We start from the raw sequence: 18,092 nt of genomic DNA on the forward strand, positions 1-18,092 counted from the left end.
GCACGCCCCAGCGGCGCCCGCCTTCGACGGGCAGCAGTTCGGCGACGTCCGACGGGTCGTCGAAACCGGTGACGAACCAGGCCGCCGGCCGTCATACCCTTGGCGCCCCATGTGCGAGCGGGGCTCCCGGTTCAGCCGCCGTTGCGGCGGTACTCGTTCAGGAGCTCCTGGAACTCGGCGTCCGTCGTGGCGAACTTCGTGACGTCGCTCTTCGGGTCCGTGGCGACGAAGAACAGCCAGTCGCCCTTGGCCGGGTTGAGCGCCGCCTCGATGGCATGGTCGCCCGGGTTGCCGATCGGGCCGGGCGGCAGCCCGTCGTGCATGTACGTGTTGTACTTCGTGTTGATGCGCAGCTCGGCGTTCGTGGCGGCCGTGCCGTACTTGTTCAGCCCGTACATGACCGTGCTGTCCATCTTGAGCTTCATCGGCGGCTGGTGCGCGAGGCGGTTGTAGATCACCCGGGCGATCTTGGGCATGTCCTCGTACCGGCCGGCCTCGGCCTGGATGATGCTCGCGATCGTGATGATCTCGCCCGGCGTGTGGCCCAGGCTCTTGGCGCCGTCCTCCAGGGCCGCCTTGTCGGCCGCCTGCTCGAAGCGCTCGACCATCTTGCCCAGGATGTCCGCCGGGGTGTCCTTCGGCTGGAACTCGTACGTGGCCGGGAAGAGGTAGCCCTCCGGCTTGCCCTTGGCGTACCGGGGCAGGTCGAGCGCGCGGGCGTTGCGGGCCGCGGCGAGGAACTCCTTCTGCGGCTTGCGGGTCTGCTGGGCGAGCTGGGTGAGCGTGTCGGAAAGGCGCAGGCCCTCCCTGAGCTGTACCCGGAGGAGCAGGCGGTTGCCCGAGTCGAGGAGCTTGACCGCGTTGGCGGCGGACATGCCCTTGCGCATCGTGTACGAGCCGGGCTGGAGCAGGCCGCTCTTGCCGGCGTTGGCGATGGCGTTGGTGAAGGCCCGCGCGCTGGCCACGACTCCCTGCCGCTCCAGCTCCGCGGCGACCTCGGAGGCGCTCTGCCCCTCCTTGATCTCGACCACCACGTTGCCCTGGCCCTGCCCGCTGTAGTCGTCGGGGACGAGGGCGCCGCTGAGCCACTGGTAACCGAAGTAGCCGCCGCCGCCGATGATGCCGGCGAGGATGATGAACGCGAGAAGCGGGGCGATGAAGCGGCCGCGGCTGCGGCGCTTGCGCCGCCTCCGGTTGCCGCGTCCGCCGGAACCACGAGACCGGCGCCGGTCACGACCTTCGTCGTCGTCCTCGGCGCCCAGCAGGAAATCCATATCGAGCTCGCTCATAGGTGCGCTGGCCAATCTCCCGGTTCGGCACCCCCGCCGTCAAGCGGGCGGACCGAACGATGGGGGGTCACCGTGCGGAAGGAGGGGATCCGCCGGTCGTGCGCCGATGTCCCAGGGCCGTCACTCTCCGTAGCCGTGCGGGGCGACGGAAGGAGTTGCGGCGTCCCGGCTCCGTGACTCCGCCCGCGGATCTCGCCGATCCTCCGGGGGGTGAGGGGCGTCGCGGGGAGCATCAGTTCGTCCCGAGGTTCTCGTTCAACTCTTCCCGGTATCTCACGAACTCGCTCTCTTTGTCGGTGAATTTGGTGATTCTATGCGCCGGATTGGTTGTCACAAACCAGTACCAATCCCCCTTGGCCGGGTGCAAGGCCGCGCGCAGCGCCCGCACACCAGGGTTGGAGATCGGGCCGGGCGGCAGCCCCCTGCGCGTGTACGTGTTGTACGGGGAGCCGACCTTCGTCTCGCCCGGCGACAGGCGAGAGGTCCGCTTCCCCAGCGCGTACAGGGCGGTGGCGTCGATCCGGAGCGGCATGTCGCGCACCAGCCGGTTATAGATCACCCGGGCGATCTTCGGGTAATCGGCGGCGCGCCCGGGCTCGGCCTGCACGATGCTCGCCACCGTGACGGCCTCCAGCGGGGTCAGGTCCATCCGGGCCGCCCGTTCCTCCAGGTCGAGCCGGTCGGCGACGGTCGCGAACCGCTCCACCATCGCCGCGAGCAGCGCCTTGGCGGTCGTGCCGGGGGCCATCTCGTACGTGGCGGGAAACAGGAAGCCCTCCAGCCCGCGGGCGTAGTCGGGCAGGCCGACCTGGCGCGAGTCGACCGCCCGCAGGTCGGCCAGCGGCACGCCGGTCTGCTTGGAGATGCGCCGCAGGGCCTCGTCAAGCCGCAGGCCCTCGGGCAGCGTGATCCGCCGCACGGGCCGCGCGCCCGACGCGACGGCCCCGCCGCCCTCGGGGGCGTCCGGGCTCAGGTACGGCTCGAGCAGTCCGTACGCGCCCGCGGCGAGGACTAGTGCGGAAAGCGTGAGGCCGCCGATGACGACGGCGGCCCGGCGCACACCTGCGCGCCGCCCCACGGGCAGCGGCAGAGTGTCAGCCTCGCCGTCCCCTTCCCCTCGGTCGTCCCCTGGCGCTCGGTCCTCGTCCCTTGCGGAGTGGGCCGTGGCGGGTGCCTCGCTCCGTGCGGAGGAGGGCGTGAGTAGGTGGGGGTCGTCGGCGTGGGGCTCCTCGTCGTACCCCCGCGCCGCTCCCCCGCTCACCGAGTCGCTCCGCGCCCGCTGCCCGGCCCGGTCAAAGGGCCGGACCTGACCGAGCCGGCCGGCCCGGTCAAGATGCCCAGCCGGGTCAAAGGGCTGCTCACCAGGGCAGAGCGGCCGGGACCAGTCGGAGGGCGGCTCATGAGGCCGGCCCGGCGTCCGCCGCGGGCGGCGAATCGACGGGCCTGCCCGGCGGGCCGCCGGTGGCTCTCTCGGAGTCCAGCGCGTCCTGGAGCAGCACGACGGCCGCCGCCTGGTCCACCACGTCGCGCTGCTTCTTGGCGCGCACCCCGCTGGCCCTCAGCCCCTGCTGGGCGGCCACGGTCGTGAGGCGTTCGTCGAACAGCCGGACCGGAGTGGGCGCGAGCCGCCCGGCCAGCGCGACGGCGAACGCGCGGGCCAGTTCGGCGGCCTGCCCCTCACGGCCGGACAGGGAGGTGGGCAGGCCGACCACGACCTCGATCGCCTCGTGCTCCGCCACGATGGCGGCGATGCGGTCGAGGTCGCCCTTGCCGCGCCTGACGGTCTCGACCGGCGTGGCCAGCATGCCCGACGGGTCGCTGCGGGCCACGCCGATGCGGACGGATCCGACGTCCACGCCGATCCGTGAGCCGAACCGCATGTCAGCCGAGCTGTCCCTCGATGGCCTGCTCGACCAGCCGCAGGGCGTCGCCGATCGCCTCCGGGCGCGTGCCGCCGCCCTGCGCGACGTCGTCCTTGCCTCCACCGCCACCCCCAAGAGCCTTGGCGGCGACGCCGACCAGTCTCCCGGCCTTGAGCCCTCGCTCGCGTCCCGCCTCGTTGACCGCGGAGACCACCACGGGTCGGTCGGAGGGGACGCCGGCGATCACGACGACCGCAGGCCTGTCGGCCGGGAATCTGCCACGCACATCAAGCGCGAGCTTACGCAAATCGTCGCCGCTCGTGCCATCAGGCGCGCGGTGTGTCACCACGGAGACTCCCTGCAGGTCACGAGCCTGCCCGGCCAGCTCGCCGGCCACCTGGAGCACCTGGGCGGAGCGGACCCGCTCCAGCTCCTTCTCGGCGGTGCGCAGCCGGCTGACGATGCCCTCGATGCGCTCGGGCAGCTCCTCGCGGCGCGCCTTGAGCTGCTCGGTGAGCTGGGCGACCAGCACGCTCTCGCGCGCCAGGAAGCGGAAGGCGTCGATGCCGACCAGCGCCTCGACCCGGCGCACGCCCGCGCCGACCGACTGCTCGCCGAGCACCTTGACCAGGCCGAGCTGGCCGGAGCTGTGGACGTGGGTGCCGCCGCACAGCTCGCGCGAGTAGTCGCCGATCTCGACCACGCGGACCTCGTCGCCGTACTTCTCGCCGAACATCGCCAGCGCGCCCATCGCCCGGGCCTCGGCCTGGGAGGTGTAGAAGGCGTTGACCTTGAGGTCGTTGATCAGGACGGCGTTGACCTCGTCCTCGACGTCGCGCAGCACGCTCGGCGGGACGGCGCCGGCCGCGGTGAAGTCGAAGCGGAAGCGGCCGGGAGAGTTCTCGGAGCCGGCCTGGGCCGCCGACTCGCCCAGGGCGTTCTTGAAGCCGCGGTGGACGAGGTGGGTGGCGCTGTGGCTGCGTGAGATCGCGCGGCGGCGCTCGAGGTCGATCTCCGCCTGTGCCTCGTCGCCGGTGCGCAGCTCACCGGAGCGGACCTTGCCGCGGTGGACGACGAGGCCCGCGAGCGGCGACTGCACGTCGACGATCTCGACCTCGGCGCCGGCCGTGCGGATGACGCCCTGGTCGGCGAGCTGGCCGCCGCCCTCGGCGTAGAACGGGGTGCGGCCGAGCACGACCTCGACGCTCGAGCCGGCGCCCGCCGCGGGGACGGGCACGCCGTCGACGAGGACGCCGACGACGGTGGTCTCGGACTCGGTCTGGTCGTAGCCGAGGAACTCGACGCGGCCCGCCTTCTCCAGCAGCTGCCCGAAGACGGAGATGTCGGCGTTGCCGGTCTTCTTCGCCGCGGCGTCGGCCTTGGCCCGCTCCCGCTGCTCCTTCATGAGCCGGCGGAAGCCCTCCTCGTCGACCTTGAGGCCGTGCTCGGAGGCCATCTCCAGGGTCAGGTCGATCGGGAAGCCGTAGGTGTCGTGCAGCTGGAACGCCTGGTCGCCGGAGATCGTGGTGCCGGACTTGCGCTTGGTCTCCTCGACGGCCACGTCGAAGATCGCGGTGCCGGTGCGCAGCGTGCCGAGGAAGGACGCCTCCTCGGCGTCGATGACCCCGTGGATCTGCGGCGCGTCGGTCTTGAGCTGCTCGTACTGCTGGCCCATGACGTCGATGGCGACCGAGGTGAGGTCGTGCATGTAGCGGTCGTCGCCGGAGCCGAGCAGGCGCAGGTTGCGCACGGTGCGGCGCAGGATGCGGCGCAGGACGTAGCCGCGGCCCTCGTTGCCGGGCATGACGCCGTCGGCCACGAGCATGGTGCCGGTGCGCACGTGGTCGGCGATGACGCGCAGGCTCACGTCGGCGCGCGGGTCGCGGCCGTAGCGGGTCTTGGTGAGCTCGGCCGCGCGGTCGAGGATCTTGTAGGTGGTGTCGATCTCGTAGATGTTGTCGACGCCCTGCAGGATCGCCGCCATGCGCTCCAGGCCCATGCCGGTGTCGATGTTCTTGCTGGGCAGCTCGCCGCTGATGTCGAAGTCGATCTTGCTGCGGACCTGGCTGAGCTGGTACTGCATGAACACGAGGTTCCAGACCTCGAGGTAGCGGTCCTCGTCGGCGACGGGCCCGCCGTCCCTGCCGTACTCGGGGCCGCGGTCGTAGTAGATCTCCGAGCAGGGGCCGCCGGGGCCGGGCACGCCCATGTGCCAGTAGTTGTCCTCCAGGCCGCGGCGCTGGATGCGGTCGGCGGGCAGGCCGACCTTGTTGTGCCAGATGTCGAACGCCTCGTCGTCCTCGTGGTAGACGGTCGCCCACAGCCGGCTCTCGGGGAAGCCGAAGCCGCCCTCGGACTCGCTGCGCGTGAGCAGCTCCCAGGCGAACGGGATCACCTCGGCCTTGAAGTAGTCGCCGAAGGAGAAGTTGCCGAGCATCTGGAAGAACGTGGCGTGACGGGTGGTCTTGCCGACCTCGTCGATGTCGGGCGTGCGGACGCACTTCTGGGCGGTGGCCAGCCGTGACCCCGGAGGCTTGCGCTGCCCCAGGAAGTACGGCTTGAACGGCACCATACCCGCGTTGACCAGGAGAAGCGTCGGGTCCTCTGCGATCAGGCTGGCCGAGGGCACTATCGTGTGCCCACGCTCCTCGAAGAAGCGCAGGAAGCGGCGCGCGATCTCTGCCGACTCCATGGTGGCCATCCTTTGCGTTAGTCGTGAGTGGTCGATCTGTGGCGGTCAGTCGCCTTGACCAGACTGGTCAAGGCCGAACCTGGCGCGCAACTCGGTTTCGCGGTCGGCGGCCTCGCCGAGCGCGTCGGAAGTAAAGTCTCTCACCCGCGCGAGCATGCCCGCCGCGCCGGCCGCCGTGCGGCGGGCCACGTGGTCGGGCTGGAGCGCCTGCAGCCGGCGCATCACCCACAGGGCGATGAACGCGCCCAGGGACAGGTAGAACAGCCGCCGGATCACGGGCGCCTCCCCGCCTGGCCCACGGACCGGCGCCCGGCCTGAGCGGCGGAGCGGGGCCCGCGCGGACGGCGGGCCTCGATCGCCCGGCGGACGCCGTGGACGAGCGACGACACCTTGATCAGGGGGCCGGTGAAGATGGTCTGGGTCACGCCGCTGAGTTTGGCGGCGTGGCCGCTGACCTGCTTGAGGTCCTGGGCGATGGCCTCGACGGCGACGAGCTGCCGGTTGGTCTCGTTGACCGTGACGCTGACGTCGTCGAGCAGCGGCGCGACCCGGCTGCTGAGGTCGGAGACCGCGCGGGTGGTCTCGGTCAGCAGCCTGGCGAGCCTGATGAGCACCATGGTGAGCACGCACACGAGGACGATCCAGCCCGTGGCCGCGATCAGCCCGGCGACCTCTCCAGCGGTAAGCATCCGGTCATCTCCCTCGTACGCTGCGCCGGAAATGCAAGAACCCTATCGCGTTCGGGCACCCAGGTTACTGGGCATGGCGCGCGCGGCCGGATCCGCCGCACCGTGATCACCCGCGCCGCCGCCCCCGGCCGTGGTCATCCGCAGGTGCGGACCGGGGGGACGTCCGGGGCGTGCTCCCGCCACTGCACGGGCGTGAGGCCGGTGCCGACGAGACCGCACAGCCTGCGCCGCCAGGAGGCGGGGTCCACGTCCCAGAGGAGGACGGCGCGGTCGTCGCCCGCCGAGGCGAGCGTGCGGCCGTCCGCGCTGAAGGCGATGGCGGTGCTGACCGTGACGGTGTCGTCGCGCAGCGGCTTCCCGCGCGGGGCCGCGAGGGCCCGGTCCCACAGGTGTGATCGAGTCGTCGTCGGAGGCGGAGGCGAGGGTACGCCCGTCGGGGCTGAAGGCCAGGCCGGTGACCCGTTCGGTGTGGCCGGTGAGCCGCCGGTCGGGGCGGTCGCCGGCGGCCGGGTCCCAGAGCACGACGCGGCCGGCGGCGTCGCCCGTGGCGAAGATCGTCCCGGCGCTGCCTGAGGCGGGCGCGGCGAGGTCGGAGGGGGTCTCGGCGGAGCTGGGGGGTGTGCCGGGGGAGCCGGAGGGGGTCGCCGCGGGGCCGGAGGCGACTGTGGTGACGGGGCGTGGGCCGGTGATGAGGCGCGTGGCGTGGGGCTTGGCGGCGGTGAGGTCCCACAGGTCGGCCGAGCCGTTCTCCGGCGAGCGGCGGGCCGTGGCGGGTGCCGGGGCGAGAGGCCGGTCCGCCCGCGCGCCCACCGCAGGTCCACCCAGAGCGGCTCGCCGCGGAACCAGCCCAGCGACGCGGCCGGCAGCGCGGTCGTGCGGGACGGGTCGAACCCGCCCAGGTCGTCGTCCCAGGCCAGCTCCCCGCCCGTCAGGACGATCAGGACGGTGGACGGCGACCGGTTGTCCCGCCACCACTCCAGCTCCCGGCCCACCCAGCGGGACGCGGCGGCCTCCGGCGAGGCCATCAGGACCAGGTGACGGGAGGCGGCCAGCGCGCGCTCGATCGACGGCCACAGCTCCGGCGCCGCCGGCAGGCTCGCCTGGTCGCGGAAGACGCGCAGCGCCCGTCGCCGGTACCAGGGTTTGCCCATGGCCCGCAGCCCGGCCTCCAGCAGGGGCGCGAGCCGCGCGTCGGCGGTGTGGCTGTAGGAGATGAACGCGTCGTACACCGCTGCCTCGGCCACGTCCCGCCCCTCCCGCGATGCCGGTCGCCCAGCGCCGACGGTACGTCTCCTTCGCGCGTCCCGCAGCAGGATCCGCGCGTCCCGCACGGGAATGCGCGCCTTCCCCGGCGGGAACCGCGCCTTCCGTGGCGGGTTCCGCGCCGGGACCGGAGCGTCCCGAACCTAGGGCTCCCGGTGGGCGGCCGGTTCCGGGGGCCGCGCGGGGCGTTCCGGCGTACGGTGCGGTGTGCGTGGATCGGACCCCCGGCTCCCCGGGGCGTCCTCGGGACGATTCAGGGAGCCCGGGATGGAGCGCGGCATGGGCGGAGACGACGGCGTCGCGTCAGAAGTCGCGTTGGAAGGTCACGGCGTCGCGTCAGAGGGCGCGCCGGAAGGGGGCGCGCGGCCGAGCGGCCCCCGCCGGTCCCGTGGCCGGTCGCGCGGACCCGCCCCGCGCGCATCGGGTACGCAGGGATCCGGTGCGCAAGGATCCGGATCGCCGGAATCGGGTGCGCAAGGATCCGGATCGTGGGAGTCGGGTGCGCAAGGATCCGGCGGGCGCGAATCGGGTGCGCGCGAATCGGGTGCGCGCGAATCGGATCCTCGTCGATCGGGTGCACGCGCGTCGCAGTCGCGTGAAACGGATCCGACCGCATCTGGCCCGCGCGCTTCTGGCCCCCGCGCACCGGGCTCGCGCGTGCCGGGCCCGCGCGTGCCGGGGGCGGCGCGCCGAGCGGGCTCCCGTCGGCCGGGCTCGCGCGGGCCGGGTTACGACGCGTTCGTGTCCTACGCGCACGGCCACCACGACCGGCTCGCCGTGGCGCTGCAGCGGCGGGTCGAGCGCTTCGCCAAGCCCTGGTACCGCAGCCGCGCGCTGCGCGTCTTCATGGATCGGGCCAGCCTGGCCGCCGCCCCCGAGCTGTGGCCGTCGATCGAGCGCGCGCTGGAGGCGTCCGCCTGGTTCGTCCTGCTGACCTCGGCGAAGGCCGCCTCCTCGGCCTGGGTCGACCGGGAGGTCTCGTGGTGGCTGGCCCACCGGTCGCCGCGGCGGCTGCTCGTGGTGGCCCTCGACGGCGGGCTCGCCTGGGACCAGGCGCGGGGCGACTGGGCCGCCACGGCGGCGGTGCCGGCGGCGCTGCGCGGCGTGCTCCCCCACGAGCCGCTCTGGGTGGACCTCAGCGGCCTCACCGGCTCCGGCCCGACCGAGCCCCCCGCAATCGAGCACGGCGTGGCCGAGCGCGGTGAGGCGGAGCGCGGTGAGGCGGAGCACGGTGCGGGCGGCCCCGCCGTACCGGACGATCTGCTGATCCCCGACGACCTCGTCGCCGCCGTGGCCGCGCCGCTGCGCGGCCTGCCCAAGGACCTCCTGGTGGGCGAGCACCTGCGCGAGCGCCGCCGGACGATGCGCTGGGTGCGCCTCGTGGTCGCCGTCCTGACCGTCCTGCTGGTGACGGCGGTGGCGGCGGCGAGGATCGCGGTCGGCGAGCGGAACGAGGCGCGGACGCAGGCGCGGGTGGCCACCTCGCGTCAGCTCGCCGCCGAGGCGGTCGCCGCCCTCCCGTCCGACCTGGACCGCGCCCAGCTCCTCGCCGTCGCGGGCTACCGAACGGACCGCAACCCGCAGACCCGCTCGGCCCTGTTCCAGGCGGTGACGGCGGCTCCGCACGTGGTGGGCTACCTGCACGCCGGGGCGCGGGTGTCGGCCCTGGCGGCGTCCGGCGACGGCCGGGTCGTGGTCGCGGGCACGGCCGACGGGCGGCTCGTGCGGTGGTGCCACGCCTGCGGGACGCGGGAGGAGGCGAAGGCGTCCGGGCGGCCGGTCTGGGACGTCGCGACCGGCGCCGACGGCTCCGTGGTGGCCGCCGCGGACGGTGAGAGCGCGGTGGTCTGGACGCGGGGGCGCCGGGTGGCCCTGGAGGCGGGCCGCTGGCCGGCCAGGGCGGCCGTGTCGCCTTCCGGGCACTTCGTCGCGCTGCTGGAGGAACGGCCCGGCGCGGAACGGTCCGTGCTGGCCGTGCACGACCTCGCCCGGGGCACGACGGAGCGGCGGACTCTCCGCCGCGTCTACGGGCGGATCGCCTTCACCGGCGAGTCGGCGATCACACTGATCGACACGCACGGGCCCTGGGAGCGCCGGGCCGTCTCCGGCCTGCGGCGCCTGGCCGGATCCGGCGTCGTCGGCACCCCGATGGGCGGCTACATGCTGGGGACGGCCGTCAACGGACGGCACGTCGGGTTCTACAAGTACGGCGAGGTGACGACCTGGGCGACCACCGGCCCGTCCGAGCCCGTCATCCGGTCGGGCGCGGTGCCGCACGTCTTCGCGGAGAGCCTGGCGATCAGCGAGGACGGCAGCCGGGCCGCGGTCGCCCAGAGCGGCACGATCCGGGTGGTGCCGCTGACGACCGGCACCACGCCCTCCCCCGTCCTCGCCGAGCTCACAGGGAACGCCGACACCGATCGGGTGGTCTTCGCGGGCGGCCCCACCCGGCTGGCCTCGGCCGCGGGGAACGACGTGGTGCTGTGGGACCTGGAGCGCTTCTCCCGCCTCGGCGTCGCCACGGAGGTCCGCTCCCTGGAGGAGGACGCCACCGCCGGCGTGCCGCCGCGGCTGGAGTTCTCCCCGAGCGGGCGCCGGCTCGCGCTCGTCAGCGCCGTCGGCCGCGTCGTGACCACGTTCGACGTGGGTGCGGGCCGGCTGTCGGAGGTGTCGGAGAGCGAAGGGGAGGCCGTGGACGCCCAGAGCGACGTGCCGCTGTGGCTCGGCGAGCGGCTCGCGCGGCTCGGCCCCGACCGCTCCGGTCTGCGGCTGCTGGACGACGGGAGCGGCCGGGTCCTCGCCCGGTGGCGGGTCCCCGCCGCGGAGTCGCAGTTCGCGGAGGTGCGCCAGGTGCGGGGCACCACCCGCCTCGTCGGTGTGAACAGCATCGGAGCGGTGAGCACGTACGACACAAGGACCGGGGAAGTCCGTCGGCTCCACCAGGGGTCCGGAAGCGCCTGGTGGGGCGACACCGCCATCGGGCCGGACGGCGCGGGCGCGGTGACGGGAGCCCTGAACGGCGAGGGCACGACCTACGTCGACCTGCTCACGGGAGCGGCGCACGAGGTGGGGAGGGGACGGCCCGCGGGCGTCGTGTTCGCGCGGGACGCGCTCGTCATCCAGCGGGAGACCGGGCCCCTGGAGCTGTGGGACCTCAAGGGCGGACGGCTGCTGCGGACCCTGCCGGGTGTCGGCAACCCGGCCGGCGCGCTCGCGGTGAGCCCCGACGGCGGCCTGGTGGCGCGCGTCCGCGCCGACGGCGTCGCCGTGCTCACCGCGCTGGGCACCGGCGATCTGGTCGGCACGTTCCCGCTCCCCGTTCCGGAGAACGCGACCAGCCCGACGCCCTGGGACGGCACCGCCATGGCCTTCACCCGCGACGGCCGGCACCTGGTCACCGCCACCTCCGGCGGCCGCCTCGCCCTGTGGCCCGTCGATCCGGCGGACTGGCGGCGCATGGCGTGCCGCACCGCCGGGCGCTCCCTGACGCCCGCCGAGTGGAACGGCGGGACGGCCGGCGAGCCCCCGCCCGCCTCCTGCGACCGCTGACCGCCACCTCGCGGGTCAGGAGCCCCGCAGGAAGTCGCGGATCTTGGCCCAGCGGTCGGCGACCGGGGCCTCCGCGCCGTGCCGGGTGGGCTCGTAGTAGCGCCGCTGCCGCAGCTGCTCCGGCGCGTAGTCCTGCCGGACGAGGCCGTGGTCGAAGTCGTGGGGGTACTTGTAGCCCTCGCCGCTGCCGAGCTTGGCGGCGCCCGGGTAGTGGGCGTCGCGCAGGTGGGTGGGCACCTGGCCGATGAGGCCGCGCCGGACGTCGCCGGCCGCGGCGCCGATGGCCTTGACGACGGCGTTGGACTTGGGGGCCAGCGCGCAGTGGATGACGGCGTGGGCGAGGTTGAGCTGCGCCTCGGGCAGGCCGATGAGCTGGACGGCCTGGGCCACGGCCACCGCGGTCTGCAGGCAGGTGGGGTCGGCCATGCCGACGTCCTCGGAGGCGAAGATGACGATGCGCCGCGCGATGAAGCGCGGGTCCTCCCCCGCCTCGACCATGCGGGCCAGGTAGTGCAGCGCGGCGTCGGCGTCGGAGCCGCGCATCGACTTGATGAACGCGCTGATCACGTCGTAGTGCTGGTCGCCCTGCCGGTCATAGCGGACGGCCGCCTTGTCGACGGCCCGTTCGACCACCTCGACGGTGATCTCGTCCTCGAGCAGGGCCGCCGCCTCCAGGTACGTCAGCGAGCGGCGGGCGTCGCCGCCGGCCAGCCGTACGAGATGGTCGAGCGCCTCGGGGGTCAGCGTGGCGCGGCCGGCGAGCCCGCGCTCGTCGGCGGCGGCGCGCTCCAGCACGGTGCGGATGTCGTCGTCGGTCAGCGACTCCAGCGTGAGCAGCAGCGAGCGTGACAGCAGCGGTGAGATGACGGAGAAGAACGGGTTCTCGGTCGTGGCGCCGATGAAGGTGACCCAGCGGTTCTCGACGGCGGGCAGCAGGGCGTCCTGCTGGGCCTTGTTGAAGCGGTGGACCTCGTCGACGAAGAGCACGGTCTGCCGGCCGGTCATGCCCAGCTCGTTGCGGGCCTGCTCGATGGCGGCGCGGACGTCCTTGACGCCGGCCGAGACGGCGGAGACCTCGACGAAGCGGCGCTTGGTGACGTTGGAGACGACGTAGGCGAGCGTGGTCTTGCCGGTGCCGGGCGGTCCCCACAGGAAGAGCGACATGGGCGCCTCGCTCTCGACGAGGCGGCGCAGCGGGGTGCCGGGGCCGAGCAGGTGGCGCTGGCCGATCACCTCGTCGAGGGTCCGCGGCCGCATCCGGACCGCGAGCGGCTGAGGTGTGGCCTGCTCGGCCGCCGAATCGAACAAGCTCTCCACAGCGTGAGATTACACGGTGGGCCGCGTTCAGCGGTCCACCGCAGGCAGCACGCAGTGCGCCTACTCTGGGCCGCGTTGAGCGGTCCAGAGCGGGCGGCACGAAGTGCGCCCATGGTGGGCTGTACGGCGTCCCGGGGGCGGGTCAGGCTCCCCACACCGCCCGGGCGCCGGAGTCGCCGGCGCGGAAGACGAAGTAGGCGGTCACGGCGGCCAGCACCATGGTCAAAGCCGAGAGTCCCAGCGTGGCGGTGCGGCCGAAGCGGTCGCGGGTGGAGCCGCGCGCGGCCGTGGTGGCGTACACGAACACCAGCGAGGCCAGCGCGAGACCGCTCACCGACAGCAGCAGCGGGACGGCGAAGGACTCGTGCGCCGCGATGCGCTGCCCCATCACGTCGCCCGCCGAGGCGAAGCGGGACTCCCGCAGCCGCTCGCCGCTCTCCTTGGCCGCGAAGACGGCCGCCGGGGCGGCCGCGGAGAGCAGGACGAGGGCCCAGGCGAGCAGCGGCCTGCGGCCCGGGAGCAGCGCGTACGCGACGGCGAGCGCGGCGAGCAGCGGGGTCAGGACGACGGCGAAATGGATGATCAGCGGGTGCGCCGGCAGGCCCAGGATCTGGTCGAACATGGCTCGCACTCCTTTTAGTCATTATTTCAACTACGTGCTGGAGCACGATATGGTTCCGACCTGCCGCGCAACAGTGACCGGTTTTCGTCACTTACGTCCATCACATTCAGGTGCCGGTAGCATTCGCGGAGTTGTTCGGTCATGCGTAGGCAAAGTGGAGGACATACCGGTGAGCGGCGAGGACCGCCAGAGCCAGCTGGCGCGGGAGCACAAGGAGCGGCAGGCGCAGCGCGCCGCCGCGCAGTCCGCCAAGGCGCGGCGGAACACCTTCATCGGCGCGGGCGTGGCCGTCGCGGTGGTGGCCGGCGGCATCTTCGCCGCGACCACCCTGGTCGACCGGGATCCGGCCAAGAAGGTCGCGGCCGAGAGCACGCCGTCCGCCTCGGCCACGCCGTCGGTCGCGCTGCCCACGGCCAAGCCCACCCCCACGAACACCGGCCCGGTCACCTGCACCTACAAGCGTGACACGTCGGACGTTCCGCAGAAGTACGTGGGCATGCCGGGCAAGCGGCCCAACATGAAGCTCAAGACGATGACCGTGGTCACCAACCACGGCAACATCGTGATCGACATCGACCCGGCCCTCACGCCGTGCTCGGTCAACTCGATGGCCTTCCTGGCCAAGAAGCACTTCTACGACAACACCAAGTGCCACCGCCTCGTGACGCCCGAGACCTCGGGCCTGTTCCTGCTCCAGTGCGGCGACCCGAAGGCCAAGGCCGACGGCAAGAACCCCACCGACGGCCAGGGCACCGCGGGCTACGTCTTCCAGGACGAGGCCGTCGGAGCCGTCCCGTACACCAAGGGCGTGGTCTTCCTGACCCAGCCGCAGGACGCCGCGGGGCAGAACAGCAGCCAGTTCGCGATCTCGATGTCGGACGAGAACGCGCAGATCGAGCCGCAGTTCTCGGTGCTCGGCATGGTGAGCTCCGGCCTGGACATCATCGAGCGGGTGGCCAAGGACGGCGTCATCGTCAACGACCAGGACATCACCGGTGACGGCGGCTCCACCGCGCCGAAGAACCCGATCATCATCAAGCAGGTCATCCTGAAGTGACCCGCCGCCGGGCCCGTTGACGGCCGCCTCACCGGGCACCCCGGGAGGCGGCCGTCGCCTTTTCCCCGCGATACGAAGCGCCCCGCCTCCACGCGGGAGACGGGGCGCTCTCAGCGCTCTCAGGACGCCTGTACGGGCCTGTGACTACGCCTCGGCCTTGGGCTGGGCGTCGACACCGGCCTCCTTGCGCTGGCCCGCCGTGATGGGCGTGGGAGCCCCGGTGAGCGGGTCGAAGCCGGAGGCCGTCTTCGGGAACGCGATGACGTCGCGGATCGACTCGCCGCCCGACAGCAGCATGCAGATGCGGTCCCAGCCGTAGGCGATGCCCCCGTGCGGCGGCGGGCCGTACTTGAACGCCTCCAGCAGGAAGCCGAACTTGCTCTCGGCCTCCTCCTTGGAGATGCCGAGCACGTCGAAGACGCGCTGCTGCATCTCGGCGCGGTGGATACGGATGGAGCCGCCGCCGATCTCCATGCCGTTGCAGACCATGTCGTAGGCGTAGGCCAGGGCCTCGGCCGGGTGGTCCTGGAAGTTGTCGGCCCACTCCGGCTTGGGGCCGGTGAACGGGTGGTGCACGGCCGTCCAGCCGCCCTCGCCGTCCTCCTCGAACATGGGCGCGTCGACCACCCACAGGAACGACCACTGCGCCTCGTCGATCAGCCCGCAGCGGCGGCCGATCTCCAGCCGGGCGGCGCCCAGCAGGTCGCGCGAGGCGTTGCGGGCGCCCGCCGCGAAGAAGATCGCGTCGCCCGGCTCGGCCTTGACCTCGGCGGCCAGGCCGGACAGCTCACCCTCCGACAGGTTCTTGGCGACGGGGCCGCCGAGCGTGCCGTCGGGCTGCACGAGCACGTAGGCCAGGCCCTTGGCGCCGCGCGAGCGGGCCCACTCCTGCCAGCCGTCGAGCTCCTTACGGGTCTGGGAGGCGCCGCCGGGCATGACGACCGCGCCGACGTACTCGGCCTGGAAGACCCGGAACGTGGTGTCGGCGAAGTAGCCGGTCATGTCGACCAGCTCCTGGCCGAAGCGCAGGTCGGGCTTGTCGGAGCCGTAGCGGGCCATCGCGTCGGCGTAGGTCATGCGCGGCAGCGGCATGGGGATCTCGTAGCCGAGCACCTCGCGCCACAGGCGGCCGATCAGCTTCTCGCCGACCGCGATGACGTCCTCCTGGTCGACGAAGGACATCTCGACGTCGATCTGGGTGAACTCGGGCTGCCGGTCGGCGCGCAGGTCCTCGTCGCGGTAGCACTTGGCGAGCTGATAGTAACGCTCCAGGCCGCCGACCTGGAGGAGCTGCTTGAACAGCTGCGGCGACTGCGGCAGGGCGTACCAGTTGCCGGGCTGGAGGCGGACCGGCACGAGGAAGTCGCGCGCGCCCTCGGGGGTGGAGCGGGTCAGCGTCGGCGTCTCGACGTAGACGAAGCCGAGCTCGTTCATCACCTCGTTGGCCAGGTAGGTGGCCTTGGAGCGGGTCCGCATCGCCTGGGCGACCTGCTGGCGGCGGATGTCGAGGTAGCGGTACTTGAGCCGGGCCTCCTCGGAGACGCCGACGTTGCCCTCGATGGGGAACGGCAGCGGCGCCGACTCGCTCAGCACCTCGACCTCCTCGGCCACCACCTCGATGGCGCCGGTGGGCAGGTCGGGGTTCTCGTTGCCCTCGGGGCGCACCCGCACCTGGCCGACGACCTTCACGCAGTACTCGGCGCGCAGGTCGTGGGCGTGGTCCTCCTCGCGGAAGACCACCTGCGCCGAGCCGGAGGCGTCGCGCAGGTCGATGAAGACCACACCGCCGTGGTCACGGCGCCGGGCCACCCATCCCGCGAGCGTCACCTGCTGCCCGGCGTGCTCCTCACGGAGCGACCCGGCCGTATGCGTGCGAATCACTGCACTTTCCCTTTCAGAACGTCGACGACCTGGGCCAGCGGCACCTCGGTCTGCTCAGCGGTGGTCAGGTCCTTCAGTTGGACGGCCTCGGCCGCCAGGTCGCGCTCGCCCAGGATCAGCGCGAAGCGGGCGCCGGAGCGGTCGGCCCCCTTCATCGCTCCCTTGAGCCCCTTGCCGCCGAAGGCCATGTCGGCGGCGACGCCGGCCGCCCGCAGCTCGCTCAGGAGCTTGAACATGGCCCGCGCCGCCTCCTCGCCCAGCGCCACACCGTACACCTCGCAGCGGGGCGGGATCCGCGGCGCGACCCCCTCGCGCTCCAGGGCGATGACGGTGCGGTCGAGCCCGAGCCCGAAGCCGATGCCGGGCAGCGGCGGCCCGCCGATGGCCTCGGACAGCCCGTCGTAGCGCCCGCCGCCGCCGATGCCGGACTGCGCGCCCAGCAGCGGGTGGTCGAACTCGAAGGTGGTGCGGGTGTAGTAGTCGAGCCCGCGCACGAGCTTGGGCGCGTCCTCCCACGGGATGCCGAGGTCGGCCAGGAGCTGCTTGACGCGGTCGTGGTAGGCCTTGCAGTCGGCGCAGAGGTGGTCGCCGATGAGGGGCGCCCCTTCGAGTTGCGCGCGGACCTCGGGGCGTCGGTCGTCGAGCACCCGCAGGGGGTTGATCTCGATGCGCGCCCGGGTCGCCTCGTCGAGGTCGAGCGCGCGCAGGAACTCCTGCAGCCGGGCCCGGTAGATCGGCCGGCACTCCTTGCAGCCCAGCGAGTTGAGCAGCAGCCGCACCTGGGTGAGCCCGAGCGCGGTGTACCACTGCCAGGCCAGCGCGATGGTCTCGGCGTCGACGGCCGGGTCCTCGCTGCCGATCGCCTCCAGGTCGAGCTGGTAGAACTGCCGGTAGCGGCCCTCCTGGGGCGCCTCGGCGCGGAAGACCGGCCCGTCGGTCCACACCTTCACCGGGAGCTGGCCGCGGTGCAGGCCGTACTCCAGGACCGCGCGCAGCACGCCGGCGGTGAACTCCGGGCGCAGCGTCAGCGACCTGCCGCCGCGGTCGGTGAAGGTGTACATCTCCTTGCTGACGACGTCGGTGGACTCGCCGACGCCGCGGGCGAAGAGCTGGGTGTCCTCGAAGACCGCGGTCTCCATGTAGGCGTAGCCGGCGCGCCTGGCGGTCTCCGCGAACGCCGCGCGGATCGCGGAGAACGTCGCCGCCTGCGGCGGTACGTATTCCTTGACACCTTTGGGTGCTTGGAAGTTCATCAGATCCCTCGTCTGGGACCGGCGTGCGGCGCGGCCTCCTTGAGATAAGGATTGGTGGCGCGCTCGTGGCCGATCGTGGTCTGTGGTCCGTGGCCCGGCAGGACGACCGTATCGTCAGGCAGCGTCAGGCACTTGGTGGCGAGGCTGCGCAGGATCGTCGGGTAGTCGCCGCCCGGCAGGTCGGTGCGGCCGATGGAGCCGGCGAACAGCAGGTCGCCCGCGAACATGATCGCGTCGTCGGGCAGCCGGAAGCTCACCGACCCCCTGGTATGGCCGGGTGTGTGGTCCACCGTGAACTCCAGCCCCGCGAGCGGGAGCGTGGCGCCGTCGGACAGCTCGCGGACGTCGTCGGGCTCGCTCAGCGTGATGCCGCCGAAGAGCTGGGAGCCGGGCCCCGACCAGCCCGCGGCCGGGTCGGTCAGCAGGTGGCGGTCGTCGGGGTGGATCCAGGCCGGCACGTCGCGCGCGCCGCACACCGGCGCCACCGACCAGACGTGGTCGAGGTGGCCGTGCGTGAGCAGGACCGCCACCGGCTTGAGCCGGTGCTCGCGCAGCAGCTCGTCGACCCCGTCCACGGCGTCCTGACCAGGGTCGACGATCACGCACTCCTCGCCCGCG

The 18,092-nt window shown here is 72.9% G+C and carries 14 protein-coding genes and 1 pseudogene; 2 read left to right on the plus strand and 13 right to left on the minus strand.

All coding sequences use genetic code 11. The annotated features are described in order from the left end of the window. Positions 1–131: 131 nt before the first annotated feature. The 8 genes and pseudogenes from mltG (AB0H81_RS36590) to AB0H81_RS36625 form a co-directional block, all read right to left on the minus strand. Entirely contained in the window at positions 132–1,289 is a 1,158-nt protein-coding gene (mltG, locus tag AB0H81_RS36590) for an endolytic transglycosylase MltG (RefSeq protein ID WP_358384337.1), read from the minus strand. A gap of 232 nt (positions 1,290–1,521) precedes the next feature. Then, positions 1,522–2,367: an endolytic transglycosylase MltG gene (gene mltG / locus AB0H81_RS36595; RefSeq protein ID WP_358384340.1), complete on the minus strand. Its 846-nt coding sequence runs from the start codon at positions 2,365–2,367 to the stop codon at positions 1,522–1,524. Positions 2,368–2,686: 319 nt separating this feature from the next. Beyond that, positions 2,687–3,169, minus strand: coding sequence for a Holliday junction resolvase RuvX (gene ruvX, locus AB0H81_RS36600; protein ID WP_358384343.1), 483 nt, complete (start codon positions 3,167–3,169; stop codon positions 2,687–2,689). Position 3,170: 1 nt separating this feature from the next. Then, complete coding sequence (alaS, locus tag AB0H81_RS36605; protein WP_358384345.1) at positions 3,171–5,843, minus strand: alanine--tRNA ligase; 2,673 nt, start codon at positions 5,841–5,843, stop codon at positions 3,171–3,173. 45 nt (positions 5,844–5,888) lie between these two features. Beyond that, on the minus strand, positions 5,889–6,119 hold the full coding sequence (locus tag AB0H81_RS36610; protein ID WP_358384348.1) for a hypothetical protein: 231 nt from the start codon (positions 6,117–6,119) through the stop codon (positions 5,889–5,891). Next, the gene (locus AB0H81_RS36615) at positions 6,116–6,532 is read right to left on the minus strand and encodes a DUF948 domain-containing protein (protein ID WP_358384350.1); all 417 of its coding nucleotides are present in this window, start codon (positions 6,530–6,532) and stop codon (positions 6,116–6,118) included. Before AB0H81_RS36615 ends, AB0H81_RS36610 begins: the two co-directional genes overlap by 4 nt. A 42-nt stretch (positions 6,533–6,574) precedes the next feature. Beyond that, on the minus strand, positions 6,575–7,507 hold the full coding sequence (locus AB0H81_RS36620) for a hypothetical protein (protein WP_358384368.1): 933 nt from the start codon (positions 7,505–7,507) through the stop codon (positions 6,575–6,577). Then, positions 7,474–7,863, minus strand: a pseudogene (locus AB0H81_RS36625) (TIR domain-containing protein); the annotation flags it as partial. The gene AB0H81_RS36620 and the pseudogene AB0H81_RS36625, both read right to left, overlap by 34 nt. Before the next feature lie 673 nt (positions 7,864–8,536). Here AB0H81_RS36625 and AB0H81_RS36630 point away from each other — a divergent pair. Further along, positions 8,537–11,344 carry a hypothetical protein gene (locus AB0H81_RS36630; RefSeq protein WP_358384352.1) on the plus strand — a complete coding sequence of 936 codons (2,808 nt, stop codon included), beginning with the start codon at positions 8,537–8,539 and terminating at the stop codon, positions 11,342–11,344. A 15-nt stretch (positions 11,345–11,359) separates the two neighbouring features. On the opposite strand, the gene AB0H81_RS36635 is transcribed toward AB0H81_RS36630, so the two are convergent. Both AB0H81_RS36635 and AB0H81_RS36640 read right to left on the minus strand, forming a co-directional pair. Continuing rightward, entirely contained in the window at positions 11,360–12,601 is a 1,242-nt protein-coding gene (locus AB0H81_RS36635) for a replication-associated recombination protein A (protein WP_358384371.1), read from the minus strand. Positions 12,602–12,803: 202 nt separating this feature from the next. After that, positions 12,804–13,283: a DUF2231 domain-containing protein gene (locus tag AB0H81_RS36640; protein WP_358384354.1), complete on the minus strand. Its 480-nt coding sequence runs from the start codon at positions 13,281–13,283 to the stop codon at positions 12,804–12,806. 169 nt (positions 13,284–13,452) lie between these two features. Between AB0H81_RS36640 and AB0H81_RS36645 the strand changes: the two genes are divergently transcribed. Then, positions 13,453–14,340 (plus strand): peptidylprolyl isomerase, encoded by an 888-nt coding sequence (locus AB0H81_RS36645; RefSeq protein ID WP_358384356.1) that lies wholly within the window; start codon positions 13,453–13,455, stop codon positions 14,338–14,340. Between the two features lie 144 nt (positions 14,341–14,484). On the opposite strand, the gene aspS is transcribed toward AB0H81_RS36645, so the two are convergent. The 3 genes from aspS to AB0H81_RS36660 form a co-directional block, all read right to left on the minus strand. Further along, entirely contained in the window at positions 14,485–16,221 is a 1,737-nt protein-coding gene (gene aspS, locus AB0H81_RS36650) for an aspartate--tRNA ligase (protein WP_358384359.1), read from the minus strand. Beyond that, complete coding sequence (gene hisS / locus AB0H81_RS36655; protein WP_358384362.1) at positions 16,218–17,474, minus strand: histidine--tRNA ligase; 1,257 nt, start codon at positions 17,472–17,474, stop codon at positions 16,218–16,220. The genes aspS and hisS overlap by 4 nt, the downstream gene beginning before the upstream one ends. Continuing rightward, positions 17,474–18,092: MBL fold metallo-hydrolase (locus AB0H81_RS36660; protein WP_358384365.1), on the minus strand; the 619-nt coding region annotated here is incomplete at its 5' end. The genes hisS and AB0H81_RS36660, both read right to left, overlap by 1 nt.

This window comes from Nonomuraea sp. NPDC050691, assembly GCF_040654455.1.
GTDB lineage: Bacteria > Actinomycetota > Actinomycetes > Streptosporangiales > Streptosporangiaceae > Nonomuraea.